At 59.9% G+C, this 13,449-nt stretch carries 11 protein-coding genes; 5 read left to right on the forward strand and 6 right to left on the reverse strand.

The genetic code is table 11. From position 1 onward, the window contains the following. Positions 1–19 precede the first annotated feature (19 nt). The 6 genes from amyA to JZX89_RS03635 form a co-directional block, all read right to left on the reverse strand. The gene (amyA, locus tag JZX89_RS03610) at positions 20–1,507 is read right to left on the reverse strand and encodes an alpha-amylase (RefSeq protein ID WP_207133111.1); all 1,488 of its coding nucleotides are present in this window, start codon (positions 1,505–1,507) and stop codon (positions 20–22) included. 111 nt (positions 1,508–1,618) lie between these two features. Then, positions 1,619–3,349: an acetyl/propionyl/methylcrotonyl-CoA carboxylase subunit alpha gene (locus tag JZX89_RS03615; RefSeq protein ID WP_207133112.1), complete on the reverse strand. Its 1,731-nt coding sequence runs from the start codon at positions 3,347–3,349 to the stop codon at positions 1,619–1,621. 17 nt (positions 3,350–3,366) lie between these two features. Next, a complete protein-coding gene (locus JZX89_RS03620) occupies positions 3,367–4,962 on the reverse strand; it encodes a 5-oxoprolinase subunit B/C family protein (protein WP_207133525.1) in 1,596 nt (531 codons plus the stop codon). 7 nt (positions 4,963–4,969) lie between these two features. After that, positions 4,970–5,779 carry a putative hydro-lyase gene (locus JZX89_RS03625; RefSeq protein WP_207133113.1) on the reverse strand — a complete coding sequence of 270 codons (810 nt, stop codon included), beginning with the start codon at positions 5,777–5,779 and terminating at the stop codon, positions 4,970–4,972. 12 nt (positions 5,780–5,791) lie between these two features. Continuing rightward, positions 5,792–6,559, reverse strand: coding sequence for a LamB/YcsF family protein (locus tag JZX89_RS03630; RefSeq protein ID WP_207133114.1), 768 nt, complete (start codon positions 6,557–6,559; stop codon positions 5,792–5,794). A 19-nt stretch (positions 6,560–6,578) separates the two neighbouring features. Next, the gene (locus JZX89_RS03635) at positions 6,579–7,820 is read right to left on the reverse strand and encodes an NRAMP family divalent metal transporter (protein WP_149899681.1); all 1,242 of its coding nucleotides are present in this window, start codon (positions 7,818–7,820) and stop codon (positions 6,579–6,581) included. A gap of 265 nt (positions 7,821–8,085) precedes the next feature. On the opposite strand from JZX89_RS03635, the gene JZX89_RS03640 reads away from it, so the two are divergent. From JZX89_RS03640 to ntrB, 5 genes are all read left to right on the forward strand, one after another. Continuing rightward, positions 8,086–8,751, forward strand: a complete 666-nt coding sequence (locus tag JZX89_RS03640) for a GntR family transcriptional regulator (RefSeq protein WP_149899680.1) — start codon at positions 8,086–8,088, stop codon at positions 8,749–8,751. 100 nt (positions 8,752–8,851) lie between these two features. Further along, positions 8,852–9,439, forward strand: a complete 588-nt coding sequence (locus JZX89_RS03645) for an ANTAR domain-containing response regulator (RefSeq protein WP_149899679.1) — start codon at positions 8,852–8,854, stop codon at positions 9,437–9,439. 33 nt (positions 9,440–9,472) lie between these two features. Further along, positions 9,473–10,759 (forward strand): CmpA/NrtA family ABC transporter substrate-binding protein, encoded by a 1,287-nt coding sequence (locus tag JZX89_RS03650; protein WP_207133115.1) that lies wholly within the window; start codon positions 9,473–9,475, stop codon positions 10,757–10,759. Positions 10,760–11,136: 377 nt separating this feature from the next. Beyond that, the gene (locus tag JZX89_RS03655) at positions 11,137–12,429 is read left to right on the forward strand and encodes a CmpA/NrtA family ABC transporter substrate-binding protein (protein WP_207133116.1); all 1,293 of its coding nucleotides are present in this window, start codon (positions 11,137–11,139) and stop codon (positions 12,427–12,429) included. A 114-nt stretch (positions 12,430–12,543) separates the two neighbouring features. Next, complete coding sequence (gene ntrB, locus JZX89_RS03660) at positions 12,544–13,437, forward strand: nitrate ABC transporter permease (RefSeq protein ID WP_207133117.1); 894 nt, start codon at positions 12,544–12,546, stop codon at positions 13,435–13,437. Positions 13,438–13,449 lie beyond the last annotated feature (12 nt).

The raw sequence follows: 13,449 nt of genomic DNA on the forward strand, positions 1-13,449 counted from the left end.
TATTTCCTGGCGGTAGCCTTCACTCGGCTTCTGCTGGAACCCACACACTGACACTGCCGCCATTGGTGGGAAAGACGCCCTTGCCGCTGTCGTCAAGGGTGACATGTTCCTCGCGGTGCTCGAGAAAGTCGCGCCAGACCGCGCCTGCATGGTCCGGGCCAAGATCGATCTGCTTTTCCGTCGGCTCGCCATTCGACATCACCACCACACAACCCGGCGCATCGGCGGTGCCGTGGCGGATAAAGGCGATGCAGCTTGGATCATCGAGAATATCCGTCTGCGCACCGTTGCCGAAACGGCTGCGTGCCTCGATAAGCTTCGGCAGGCATTCGATTGCCGGCATGTCGATCTTATGTTCGTTGCCGTCATTTCCGGTGTCGGTGTAGCTCGTGCCGAACAGATCGGGATAAAAGACGCAAGGCACACCCTGTTCGCGCAACAGGATGATGGCATAGGCCAGAGGCTTGAACCATGGCTCAACCGGCGCTTCGAGAGACTGCAGCGGCTGCGTGTCATGATTGTCGACCAGCGTAACGGCATGGTCGGGAACCGCCGAGAGCAGCGACCCGTCGAAGATGGTGCGCATGTCGAAATCGCCACCCTGTTTTGCGGCGTCGTGGAAGCGGTGGTGGAGGGCGACGTCGAAAAGCATCAACTGCTTGTCGACCAGTTTGAGATAGCTTTTCAGCGCTTCGATATCGGGATGCCAATATTCCGCCACGACAAAAAGATCGGGATCGACCGTCTCACGCATATGGCCGACCCAGTCACGGAAGAACCACGCCGGAATATGTTTGGCGGCATCCAGACGGAAGCCGTCGACCTGCACCTGCTCGGAGAGCCATCGGCCCCAATATTTGAGTTCTTCGTAAACCGCCCGGTTTCTGAACTCGACGTCAGCGCCCATCAGATAGTCGAAATTGCCGTTTTCCTGGTCGACTTCCTCGTTCCATTCCCCATCGCCATAGTCGTTGACGAGGCGGAAAATACCGTCTTCCGTCGGCTCCTCGATGTGGTCCACACCGCTGAAGCATTTCAGGTCCCAGATAAATTTGGAGTGTTTGCCGTTGCGGCCCGGAAAGGTGAAGCGTGTATAGGCGAGCGCCTGAAAATCTTCATCGTCTATCTCGGTACGGTCTTCTGGATTGACGCGGCGAACCCGGACTTTCTCCTTCTCATCCGCCCCCATCTTGTGGTTGAGAACCACATCATGGATGACACGGATGCCGTTGTCCTTCAGCGTCCGGCCGGCGTGTTCGAGTGCGGTGCGATCGCCATATTTGGTGGCGACGGTGCCCTTCTGATCGAATTCGCCGAGGTCAAAGAGATCATAGGTATCGTAACCCACCGAATAACCACCGGCAGCGCCTTTGTAGGCCGGTGGCAACCAGACGTCTGTGATGCCCATTTTGGCAAGGCTTTCGGCCTTTTCGGCCACCTCGCTCCATAATTTCCCTCCGTCCGGATAATACCAATGGAAGAATTGAAGCAAGGTGCGTCCGGCCATATTTCCCTCACGATGGTTAGCAGGTCGCGCCATAAACGGCCCGGTGGCGAAAGAGTTCCGCCGCCGGAGATGCGCGATCTGCAATTGTGAGGCCGGCAGGCCCGGCGTATATTAGCAGGCTACGTCGAGGAGGGCTGCGCCCGCCTGCAGATAGTCGCCTTCCTTGACGATCAGGCGCACTTTGCCGCCCTTGGTGGCGACAATTTGCGTCTCCATCTTCATGGCTTCCATAACGGCCAGAAGATCGCCTTCGGAAACCATATCACCGTCTTTCACCTTGAAAGATTGCAGCGTGCCGGAAACCGGGGCAGTGATTTCGCCCTCCTTTTCCTTGGTCGCAGCACCGGGAGCAGCCGTATTACCGCCGCTGACGGCACCAAGCCCTGATAGCAGCAGGCTCGGAAGGCCGACGGAGACGCGCTTGCCGTCGATTTCCAGAAAGGTGCGGGTGATCGACGGATCATCGGCCGGTGCCGGGCGTTCCATGGCATCCGGCATGGCGGCGAAATCGGTCTCGATCCAGCGGGTATGAACCTTGAATCCATCCGTGCCGATGAAGTCATCCGTCTCGATCGCGGCGCGATGGAACGGCAGAACCGTGGCGATGCCCTCGATGCGGAATTCCTTGAGCGCGCGGCGGGCACGGCGCAGGACCTGATCGCGGTTGACGCCAGTGACGATGAGCTTCGCCATCAGCGAATCGAACACACCAGGCACGCTGGAGCCGCTGACAACGCCGCTATCCATGCGAATGCCGGGGCCGGAGGGCGCATCGAAAACGGAGATCGAGCCGGGCGTCGGCAGAAAGCCGCGGCCGGGATCTTCGGCGTTGATACGGAATTCCATCGAATGGCCGCGCGGTTCCGGTGTTTCAAGTACGCGGAGCTTATGGCCTTCGGCAATACGGAACTGTTCGATGACGAGATCGATGCCGGTGGTTTCTTCGGTAACGGGATGTTCCACCTGCAGGCGCGTATTGACCTCGAGGAAGGAAATCGTGCCATCGACGCCGAGCAGGAATTCGACGGTGCCGGCACCGGAATAACCAGCAGCAGCGCAGATTGCCTTGGCGGCGTCATGGATTTTCTGCCGCTGCTCGTCGGACAGGAAGGGGGCCGGAGCCTCTTCGATCAGTTTCTGGTTCCGTCGCTGCAGTGAGCAGTCGCGGGTGCCGAGCACCAGGACATTGCCGTGCTTGTCAGCGATAACCTGTGCCTCGATATGGCGTGGGCGGTCGAGAAAGCGCTCGAGAAAACACTCACCACGACCAAAAGCGGCCGTTGCCTCGCGAACGGCGGATTCGTAGAGATCGGTGATCTCTTCCATCTTCCACGCAACTTTAATGCCGCGCCCGCCGCCGCCATGTGCCGCCTTGATGGCGACGGGCAGGCCGTGCTGTTCAGCGAAGGCGGTAACTTCCGCAGCCGTTGAGACCGGGCCGTCACTGCCGGCAACCAGCGGTGCGCCGACGCCGGTAGCGATGCGCCGTGCTTCGACCTTGTCGCCCAATGCCTTGATAACCTTCGGGTCGGGGCCGATCCAGATCAGTCCGGCATCAAGAACAGCCTGCGCAAATTCGGCGCGCTCGGACAGGAAGCCGTAGCCGGGATGAACGGCATCAGCACCGGCGCGTTTGGCAATTGCGATCAGCTTGGTGATATCGAGATAGGTCTCGGCCGGGCGCACGCCCTCCAGCGCATAAGCCTCATCCGCCAGCCGGACGAAAAGCGCATCCTGATCGGGATCGGCATAAACGGCGACCGATTGCAGGCCGTAGTCGCGACATGCGCGGATGATCCGGACCGCGATCTCGCCGCGATTGGCAATCAGCACTTTTTTCATCGCTCTTCTCCTCGGAATTATGTGTTTTTGGCCGCGATTTCGGCGAAGGGGCCGATCGGGCGGAACTTGATTTTGGCGTTGACGGGGATTTGTCCCGCAAGATCGAGATGATATTCCGCCACCGCGCCGACGACGGGATAACCGCCGGTCAGCGGGTGATCGGCAAGGAAGAGAACCGGCTGGCCGCTATGCGGAATCTGGATCGCCCCGGTCGCCGTGCCCTCGCTCGGCAATTCGGCGCTGTCCTTACGTTCCACTGCCACTTCGCCGGCAAGGCGGATGCCCACCCGGTTTGATTGCGGGGTGACCTGCCAGAGCTGGCTGGTCAGGGTCTCAAGACCCCTCTTTGTAAACCAGTCGGTGCGCGGTCCAAGAACGACATCGAGCGTCACGACATCGCCGGTTGCCGGCGGATCGAAAGCCGGAACCTCGTCAGTCGAAACGCTGGAGAGGCCGGTCTTTTCACCCTTCAGCGGCAGGATTGTGCCGGCGATTACCGGTTCCGGTCCAACCACGGCGAGCGTATCCGTTGCATAGCTGCCGAGCACCGGTGCGACGTCGAAACCGCCGCGCACGGAAAGATAACAGCGCATTCCCTTTGGCGGCTGGCCGAATGTCACCACATCGCCGGGCTCCAGAGAGATGGGGACATGCGGCTGCGCCGTGAAACTGCGATCTGCCGTCTTGATGGTAACCGGGCAGGGTGCGCCGGCCGTACCGATAACGGTGCGGCTTGTGCTCCTGAAGGAAAAGCCACCGAGCGTCAGTTCGAGACAGGCTGTGTTGGCGGGATTGCCGACGATACGGTTCGCCGCATTGAACGCGCCGCGATCCAGCGCGCCGGAGGCCGATACGCCCTGCCCGGTCTGGCCGAAGCGGCCAAGATCCTGAAAGATGGCGGGCATGGGTGCGGCGAGTACTTCGAAATGCGGGCCGTCTTTTGTTGGCTCTTTTTTGGAGCTGCGCGGTGCCATGGAATGGACATCGACCGTTCTGCCAGCCTTGTCCATGTCGACGAAACGCACGCGATAACCGGGCTGGAAAAGCGCGCCGGGATCGCGGTCGATATCCCACATCTTCACTGGCGTGGTGCCGATGATCTGCCAGCCGCCGGGGCTGTTTTGCGGATAGACGCCGCTGAATGCGCCGGCCAGCGCCACCGAGCCGGCCGGAATACGGGTACGCGGGCTTTGCCGGCGCGGCACATGCAGGGCCGGATCGCCGCCGACCAGATAACCGAAACCGGGGGCGAAACCGCAAAAGGCCACTGTGAATTCGCTTTCGGTGTGGCGGCGGATGACCTCTTCGACGCTCATGCCGGTCAGTTCGGCAACGTCTGCGAGATCCTCGCCATTATAATGGACGGGGATTTCCACGAGATCGTCCGAAGGCGCGATTTTTGCCGAGAGATCGCGACTTGCCAGCCGCGCGGCCAGCGCTTCGGCATCGATCTTCTCAGGGCGGAAACGGATCATCAGGGTACGGGCAGCCGGCACCGTCTCTTCAATGCCTTCCACCGGATCGTTCTGAAGCGAGGCGAACAGCGCCAGCGTTTCATCGAGATCGGCAAGTTCGACAAGAATGGTGGTGAGGCTGACAGGGAGAAAACGCATCATGTCCTCACGCGTGATAGGCTGAATCGAGAATATCGGTGATGAACATGTGTCCAGGCGCGTGGGTGATCGCAAACGGCACACCGGACGCCATCACGGCGGCCTGAGGGGTTACGCCGCAGGCCCAGAATACCGGAACTTCGCCCGGTTCGATCCGAACCGCATCGCCGAAATCAGGCTTTGCGAGGTCAGTGATGCCAATTTCTTCCGGCGCGCCGACATGCACGGGTGCGCCATGTACCGCCGGAAAACGTCCGGAAATGGTGGCCGCATCGGCGACGCGCGATGCCGGGATCGGTCGCATGGAAACGACCATGTTGCCCTTCAGCCGCCCAGCCGGACGGCAGGGGCGGTTGGTGAGATACATCGGCACGTTGCTCTTGTCGGTCATGTGGCGGATTTCGATGCCGGCTTCGACCATCGGCGTTTCGAAGGTAAAGCTGCAGCCGATCAGGAAGGCGACGAGATCGTCGCGTTCCGCCCAGGCGGCGGTGGCGTCAGCCGTTTCCTCTACAAGCTTGCCGTCCCGCCAGATACGGTAGAGTGGCAGATCAGTCCTGAGATCGGCACCGGGTGCCAGAAGCGTGGTGGGCGAGCCGGGATCGGAGACATCAAGCACCGGGCAGGGTTTTGGATTGCGCTGCGCATAAAGCAGGAAATCGAAGGCCCAGTCGCGTGGCAGCACGATCATGTTCGCCTGTGTGAAACCGGGAGCGATGCCGGAGGTGGGGGCGATGAGGCCGTCGCGATATGTGCCGCGAGCCTTTCGCGCCGCTTCCGCATCGGTGTGGTTGAGATAGGATGTCGGTATGGTCATTGGCCGCTCCTTTCAGCGATCGGATGCGAAGGAGCGGATTGTTATGCCTTCCGCTTCGAAACGGCGGCGGATTTCCTGGGCGATGGCGACCGCGCCGGGGCTGTCGCCATGCACGCAGATGGATTGCGCCTCGATTTTTATGCTGCTGCCGTCGATTGCTTCCAGCGTTCCCTCGCGGGCAAGCTGCACCATACGATCGGCGATTTTTGCCGCGTCATGCAGAACGGCACCGGCTTCCCGGCGCGAAACGAGCTGACCCTGAGGTGTATAAGCACGATCCGCGAACGCCTCTGCGACAACAGAAAGGCCAGCCTTGCGGGCAAGATCGAGGATAGGCGCATTGGCAAGGCCCATCAGCACCAGCGAAGGATCGATAGCCTTGATACCGTCAATGACCGCCTGCCCCTGCGTCGCATCATTGGCGATGCGATTGTAAAGCGCGCCATGCGGCTTGACGTAGCGCACGGTCGTTCCGGCGGCGGTGGCGACGCCCTTCAGTGCGCCGATCTGGTAGATGACATCGGCAATCAGTTCTTCCGAGGTCACGTCCAGATCGCGGCGGCCGAAGCCGACACGATCAGGATAGGAGACATGAGCGCCGACGACCACGCCTTTTTCGGCAGCGGCCTTGACGGTGCGGTAGATGCCGGCAGGGTCGCCTGCGTGAAATCCGCAGGCGATGTTGGCGCTGGACACGATGGCGAGCATCGCCTCATCGTCTCCCATGCTCCACGCACCGTAACTTTCGCCAAGATCGCTGTTGAGATCGATAGCGGCCATGTTTACCTCCCTTTAGTGTTTACAGGCCGAGCAGGCCGAAGATGGTGCCGGCGGACTTGTAGCCCATGTACCATGTCAGTGCGCAAGTCAGCACGCCGAGCCCGAGCAGAATGCGCGAATAGCGATGGCCGCCCATCAGGTCTTCGCGTTTCCATGCGGCGAACAGGAAAATACTGAGGCCGATGGGCAGGATAAGACCGTTGAGGCCGCCGACGAAGACCAGCATGGCTGCGGGCGGCGTGGTGATCAACAGGTAGCAGACGAGCGAGACCGCGATGAAAACGACCGTCGCCATATTGCGGGCGCGCTCGCTCATATCCTGCTTGAAGACGGGCAGGAACGAGACGGATGTATAGGCTGCGCCGATGACGCTGGTGATGGCCGCTGCCCAGAAGATGATGCCGAAGAGCCGGAAGCCGAGATCGCCCGCGGCGGAGCGGAAGGCCTGTGCGGCGGGGTTGGCGGCCTGGCCCGAGGTATCGATGATGACGCCGCTGGCGACGACGCCGAGAATGGCAAGAAACAGCACGTAACGCATGATGCCGGTGACGGCGATGCCGGTCAGCGCGGCGCGGTTGACGGCGGGCAGGTTTTCAATGCCGACCATGCCCCGGTCCAGCAGGCGGTGTGCGCCGGAATAAGTGATGTAGCCGCCGACGGTGCCGCCGACGATGGTGGTGATGGTCGCGAAGTTGATGGTATCCGGCAGGAAGGTCTGGCGGAACGCGTCGCCGACGGGTGGCGCGGAAACGAACGCTACATAAAGCGTCAGCACGATCATCAGGATGCCTGCGAAAATGATGAACCGGTCAACGGCAAGACCCGCACGCTTGGAAACGAAGATGGCGATGGAGAATATCGCGCTGATAGCACCGCCGATTTTCGGGTCCAGTCCGAAAATGGCGTTCAGACCGAGGCCGGTGCCGCCGATATTGCCGATGTTGAAGAACAGGCCGCCGATAATGACGAGAATGGCGAGCAGGTAACCGGCGCCCGGAATGGCCGCATTGGCGATGTCGGAAGCGCGCATCCGCGTCAGCGTCACGATGCGCCAGATATTGAGCTGGACGACAAAGTCGATGAGGATGGAGGCAAGAATGCCGAAGGCAAAGGCGGCGCCGAGCTGGTTGGTGAAGGTCGCCGTCTGCGTGATGAAACCGGGACCGATGGCCGATGTCGCCATCAGGAAGATCGCTCCCATCAGGGACGCGCGTTTGGACATTTTTGTGCCGGCAGTCGGGGTGAGCTTTTTCTGCTCCATGGATTTTCTCCGCTCCTGTCGCAATCCGCCCCTCGCGGATGCTTTATGCGGTTGATCTTGTCCGGTTCTGTGAAATTGTCAACTTTGTTGAACAATATAAAGTTATCGTTCTTTCATTTTGTCTATTTGTTGGACGTTATGGCCATGATTTAATCACGTTTTTTTCGTGCTTTGCTAATGCTTTGTGCTATGGGCAATCATGCCGTGTCCGAACATGCCTGTCACGGAATTCCCGATGCTGCATTGCTCTTAAGAAAGGGGCGACATGACGGAAACGATAGAGGCTCTGCCGCTTGCGGATCGATTGGCCAAGGGTATCCGCACCCTGCTGATCTCCGGCGAGCTGATGCCGGGGCAACGCCTTTCAGAGGCAGCCTTCAGTGAGCGTTTCGATGTCTCCCGCAATTCGTTGCGCGAAGCCTTCCGGCTTCTGACGAAGGATGGGCTGTTGCGCCACGAGGCCAATCGCGGCGTGTTCGTTGCCGTTCCGACCATGGCTTCTGTGATCGATATTTACCGGGTACGGCGCATGGTGGAATGCGGTGCGCTGCGCCAGGCCTGGCATAAACATCCGGCCATTCGCATCATGCGTGCAGCGGTCGAGGATGCCAAGGTGAAGCGTGAAACCGCTGACTGGCTGGGCGTGGGCAGCGCCAACATGAAGTTTCACGCCGCCGTGGTCGATCTTCTCGACAGCGCCCGCCTCAGCGATTTTTACGAGCGTATCGCCGCTGAACTCAGGCTTTGTTTCGGCTTGTTGAAAGATCCCGAACAGCTTCATTCGCCCTTCGTGGACATGAACAGCAAGATCCTGTCGCTGATGGAAGAGGGCAAAGCGGCCGATGCCGGCAATGAGATGGAAATCTATCTCAATCTCTCCGAGCGTACGGTTTTGAAGGCGCTCGAACGCGCCGTCGAACACGCATCCTGATAGGGCAGACGGCAGGGGAGAGAAAGTCCCTTGGCGCTCCATCCATTTTTGCATCCGCAGCCGATTGCCAAGTTTGCTGCGCTGCGTCATCAATGCTGACATGACGCTTCGCGACCTCACCATTCTTGTCATAGACGAAAACGCGATCCGCGCCTCGATCATCGAGGAGGGGCTGCGCGAGGCCGGCTATCATCGCGTCACGGTCATCCATGAAGTGATCGGGGTGGCGCGTACCATCGAGACGCTGCAGCCCGATGTCATCTTCATCGATCTTGAAAATCCCAACCGTGACATGATGGAGCATCTGTTCCAGCTTACCCGCACGGTCGGCCGGCCGATTGCCATGTTCGTCGATCGCTCCGACACGGCCTCCATCGAGGCGGCCGTCGAGGCGGGGGTTTCGGCCTATGTCGTCGATGGGTTGAAGAAGGAGCGGGTCAAACCCATTCTCGATATGGCGGTCAGCCGCTTCAACGCTTTCAGCCGCCTGCAACGGGAACTTGCCGAAGCAAAATCGGCGCTGGAGGAACGCAAGGTCATCGAGCGCGCCAAGGGCATCCTGATGAAGATGCGTGGTCTTTCCGAAGAGGAGGCCTTTGCGCTTTTGCGGCAAACGGCGATGAACGAAAAAAAGAAAATTTCCGAGATCGCGCAAAGCGTGGTCACCGCGGCTGGTTTGTTGATGTGACAAAGGCCAGTCGGACAGTGTGGAGTGTATGATATGGCGGCACCGGGAAAGACGGCGGGATCAGATAGCGTAGCGACTGGCGCACCAGCCATTGTTGGCAGTGACCGTCAGAAAGTCCTGCGTGCCGGTTTTATCCCGCTTGTCGACGCCTCCGTTCTGATTGCGGCGGCCGAATTCGGTTTTGCCGAGCGTGAAGGCCTGTCACTCGATCTCGTCAAGGATGTGTCCTGGGCGAATGTGCGTGACCGGCTGGCGTTCCGGCAATTCGACATCGCCCATATGCTCTCGCCCATGCCCGTCGCCTCTATGCTCGGGCTTGGTTCCAACCCTTCACCAACGATCACGCCGTTTTCGCTCGGGCGCGGCGGCAATGCGATCACGCTCTCGACCCGGCTGTTTGCGCGGATGAAGGCATTGACGGGGCTGTCTGAAACGGCGGGCGCACTCGAAAACGCCAAGGCCTTGAAACGGGTGCTCGATGATATGCGGGCGCGCGGCGAAGCGCCGCCGACGCTTGGCATGACCTATCCGTTTTCGTCGCATAATTACGAGTTTCGCTATTGGCTCGCGGCCGGCGGTATCCATCCCGATCACGACGTCAAACTGGTGGTGGTGCCGCCGCCCTTGACGTCGGATGCGCTCTCGGCCGGCGCCATCGACGGTTTCTGTGTTGGTGCGCCGTGGAACATTGTCGCCGCCGAGCGTGGTGTTGGCAGGATCGTCGCCGCCAAGCAGGATTTGTGGCCGTCGGCACCGGAAAAGGTGATCGGTATGCGGCCCGAATGGGCGGAAAGCCAGCAGGAAACTGTCGGCCGGTTGCTGACGGCGCTCGATGCCGCCGCGCGCTGGTGCGATCTTGCGGAAAATCACGACGAGTTGAGCAGGGCGCTTGCTGACTCCCGCTATATTGGCGCGCCTGAAGGCATCATCCGCCGGGTGCTATCAGGCGAATTCAGTATCGACAGCCAGGGCAACCGCCGGGTGATCGACAACTATTTCATCTTCCACGGCGGCCATGCCAATTATCCGCGCCAGAGCCAGGCATTGTGGATTTACAGCCAGATGATCCGCTGGGGGCAGGCAGAGTTTTCGCAGGCGGGCGTGGATGCGGCCCTTTCCGCCTATCGGCCGGATATTTATCGGGCGGCGCTGGGAGAGACCAATGGACCTGATGATGCCGACATCCGTATCGAAGGGCAGGAAGAGGGCGACCGTTTTGTGGATAGTTTCGTGTTCGATCCAGCTGACATTGAGGGTTATGTGAGTGGCTTTGCCGTGCGGACATCCGCGCCGTTTTCCCCGTCCTCCGGAGAGGCGTGACCGACGCCTGGCCTGCAGGCTGCGCAAATTTCAAGCGCGAAATTTCTCGCTTTGCACAAACTAAAGACAAAAGAATCGGTGATGAAAATTTAATCACTGAATTCTACTCTTAAAATTATTATTTGTTTTCAATGTTATAATTCTAATTTCATGAACTGGCACGCTGCTTGCTTCTCCTTGTTTGCACCGGTCAACGGCGATCGGTGCAAGCAGGGCGCGGCATAGGCGCTTTCGAAGACATAGACGTCGCAAGGTTTTGCTGCCCGGAACACCTCCCGTTCCGAAGGCGCGAATACCGAGCGGCGTTTTTTTATTTTCAGGATTTTTCGCAAGCGAAAACGTCACCGCGCAGGTGGCCCAATAAGGGGAAGATGCGAATGAAAAAGATATTCTCAGGCGATGTCAGTCGCCGCACGATCTTGAGGACGACAGCCACCGCTGCTCTCGTTACGGCCATCCGCACCGCCTTTCCGTCGGGTGCTTTCGCAGCCACCGCTGAGCCGGAAGTGAAAGGCGCAAAAATCGGCTTTATCGCGCTCACCGATGCCGCTCCGCTCATCATCGCGGCAGAAAAGGGGCTGTTTGCCAAGCATGGCATGCCGGATGTCGAGGTTCTGAAACAGGCCTCCTGGGGCGCGACACGGGACAATCTCGTGCTGGGCGGCGCTTCGAACGGCATCGATGGCGCGCATATTCTGACCCCGATGCCCTATCTCATGCACACCGGCAAGGTGACCCAGAACAATGTGCCGGTGCCGATGACAATCCTTGCGCGCCTCAATCTCGATAGCCAGGGCATTTCCGTCGCCAAGGAATATGCAGATACTGGCGTTCAGCTGGATGCTTCCAAGCTGAAGGCGGCTTTCGAGAAAAAGAAGGCCGAAGGCAAGGAGATCAAGGCGGCGATGACCTTCCCCGGCGGCACGCATGATCTGTGGATCCGCTACTGGCTGGCTGCCGGCGGTATCGACCCGGACAAGGATGTCTCCACCATCGTCGTTCCGCCGCCGCAGATGGTCGCCAACATGAAGGTCGGCAATATGGACGTCTTCTGTGTGGGCGAACCGTGGAATGAGCAGCTCGTCAATCAGGGCATCGGTTTTACCGCCTGTACCACCGGAGAACTCTGGAAGGGCCATCCGGAAAAGGCGCTCGGCATGCGCGCCGAGTGGGTGGAAAAGAACCCCAACGCCACCAAGGCGCTGCTGATGGCAGTCATGGAAGCGCAGCAATGGTGCGACGAGATGGCGAACAAGGAGGAGATGTCCACCATCCTCGGCAAGCGCCAATGGTTCAACGTGCCGCCGAAGGATGTTCTCGGCCGCCTCAAGGGCAATATTAATTACGGCAATGGCCGTGTGCTCGAAAATACCGGCCTGCAGATGAAGTTCTGGCAGGATCACGCCTCCTATCCTTTCCACAGCCATGACAGCTGGTTCATCACCGAAAACATCCGTTGGGGCAAATTCGCGCCTGATACCGACGTGAAGGCGCTGGTTGCGAAGGTCAACCGCGAGGATCTCTGGCGCGAAGCCGCCAAGGAACTCGGCGTTGCCGACATTCCCACTTCGCCGTCGCGTGGCAAGGAAACCTTCTTCGACGGCAAGGTCTTCGACCCGGAAAATCCGTCCGCTTATCTCGAAAGCCTTTCCATCAAGGCGGCCTCCTGAGGAGGAGACCGGGTGTCGCCCCTCATCCGCCAGTTGCCGCCGTTCACCGGCTGAGACTGAAGACCGGGTGAGGGGCGAGACCCCGACCGCAACCGAAATCAAGAGGAAACGCCCATGTCCGCATTGGCCCGAAAATTCAAGGAAGAGCCGCAGCAGCCGGCAGCGCAAAAGGCAAACGTCGTGGCACTTGCGCCGAAACAGTCGCCGCGGATCGATCTGCGCAAATGGGGTGCCGCGGTGGCCCGCAACACCATACCGCCGCTTGTCGTCCTCGCTGTGCTGCTCGGCGTCTGGCAGCTGCTCTGTTCCGCCCCCGGCTCATCGCTGCCACCGCCGAGCCAGGTCTTCGAGGAAAGCTACGACCTCATCGTCTCGCCGTTTTTCCATAATGGTTCACAGGATATTGGTCTGGGCCTGCGTGTGCTGGTTTCGCTGGAACGGGTGGCTTACGGTTTCGGCCTTGCGGCCATTGCCGGCATCATCATGGGTGCGGTGATCGGCCAGTCTGTCTGGGCGATGCGCGGTCTCGACCCGATCTTTCAGGTGCTGCGCACCGTGCCGCCGCTCGCCTGGCTGCCGCTTTCGCTGGCTGCCTTTCAGGACAGCAATCCATCGGCGATTTTCGTGATCTTCATCACCTCCATCTGGCCAGTCATCATCAATACGGCGGTCGGCGTGCGCAACATTCCGCAGGATTACCGCAATGTCGCGCAAGTGCTGCGGCTGAACCAGATCGAGTTTTTCTTCAAGATCATGCTGCCATCGGCAGCACCCTACATCTTCACCGGCCTGCGCATCGGCGTCGGTCTTTCATGGCTGGCCATCGTTGCGGCGGAAATGCTGACCGGCGGCGTCGGCATCGGCTTCTTCATCTGGGATGCGTGGAACTCCTCGCGCCTGCCCGACATCATCGTCGCGCTCGCCTACATCGGCGTCGTCGGCTTCATGCTCGATAAGCTGGTGGCGGCGCTTGGCAAGATCATCACCCGCGGCGCTGCGGCAAACTAGGAGGGCGACGAT

This window comes from Agrobacterium burrii (genome assembly GCF_017313405.1).
Lineage (GTDB): Bacteria > Pseudomonadota > Alphaproteobacteria > Rhizobiales > Rhizobiaceae > Agrobacterium > Agrobacterium burrii.

Bases quoted from the DNA above. Each gene is read 5' to 3' on its own strand.
- JZX89_RS03645 (WP_149899679.1), top strand. From the start codon at position 8,852: ATGACGCTTCGCGACCTCACCATTCTTGTCATAGACGAAAACGCGATC.
- JZX89_RS03635 (WP_149899681.1), bottom strand. From the start codon at position 7,820: ATGGAGCAGAAAAAGCTCACCCCGACTGCCGGCACAAAAATGTCCAAA.
- JZX89_RS03620 (WP_207133525.1), bottom strand. From the start codon at position 4,962: ATGCGTTTTCTCCCTGTCAGCCTCACCACCATTCTTGTCGAACTTGCC.
- JZX89_RS03640 (WP_149899680.1), top strand. From the start codon at position 8,086: ATGACGGAAACGATAGAGGCTCTGCCGCTTGCGGATCGATTGGCCAAG.
- JZX89_RS03655 (WP_207133116.1), top strand. From the start codon at position 11,137: ATGAAAAAGATATTCTCAGGCGATGTCAGTCGCCGCACGATCTTGAGG.
- JZX89_RS03625 (WP_207133113.1), bottom strand. From the start codon at position 5,779: ATGACCATACCGACATCCTATCTCAACCACACCGATGCGGAAGCGGCG.
- JZX89_RS03615 (WP_207133112.1), bottom strand. From the start codon at position 3,349: ATGAAAAAAGTGCTGATTGCCAATCGCGGCGAGATCGCGGTCCGGATC.
- JZX89_RS03650 (WP_207133115.1), top strand. From the start codon at position 9,473: ATGGCGGCACCGGGAAAGACGGCGGGATCAGATAGCGTAGCGACTGGC.
- ntrB (WP_207133117.1), top strand. From the start codon at position 12,544: ATGTCCGCATTGGCCCGAAAATTCAAGGAAGAGCCGCAGCAGCCGGCA.
- amyA (WP_207133111.1), bottom strand. From the start codon at position 1,507: ATGGCCGGACGCACCTTGCTTCAATTCTTCCATTGGTATTATCCGGAC.
- JZX89_RS03630 (WP_207133114.1), bottom strand. From the start codon at position 6,559: ATGGCCGCTATCGATCTCAACAGCGATCTTGGCGAAAGTTACGGTGCG.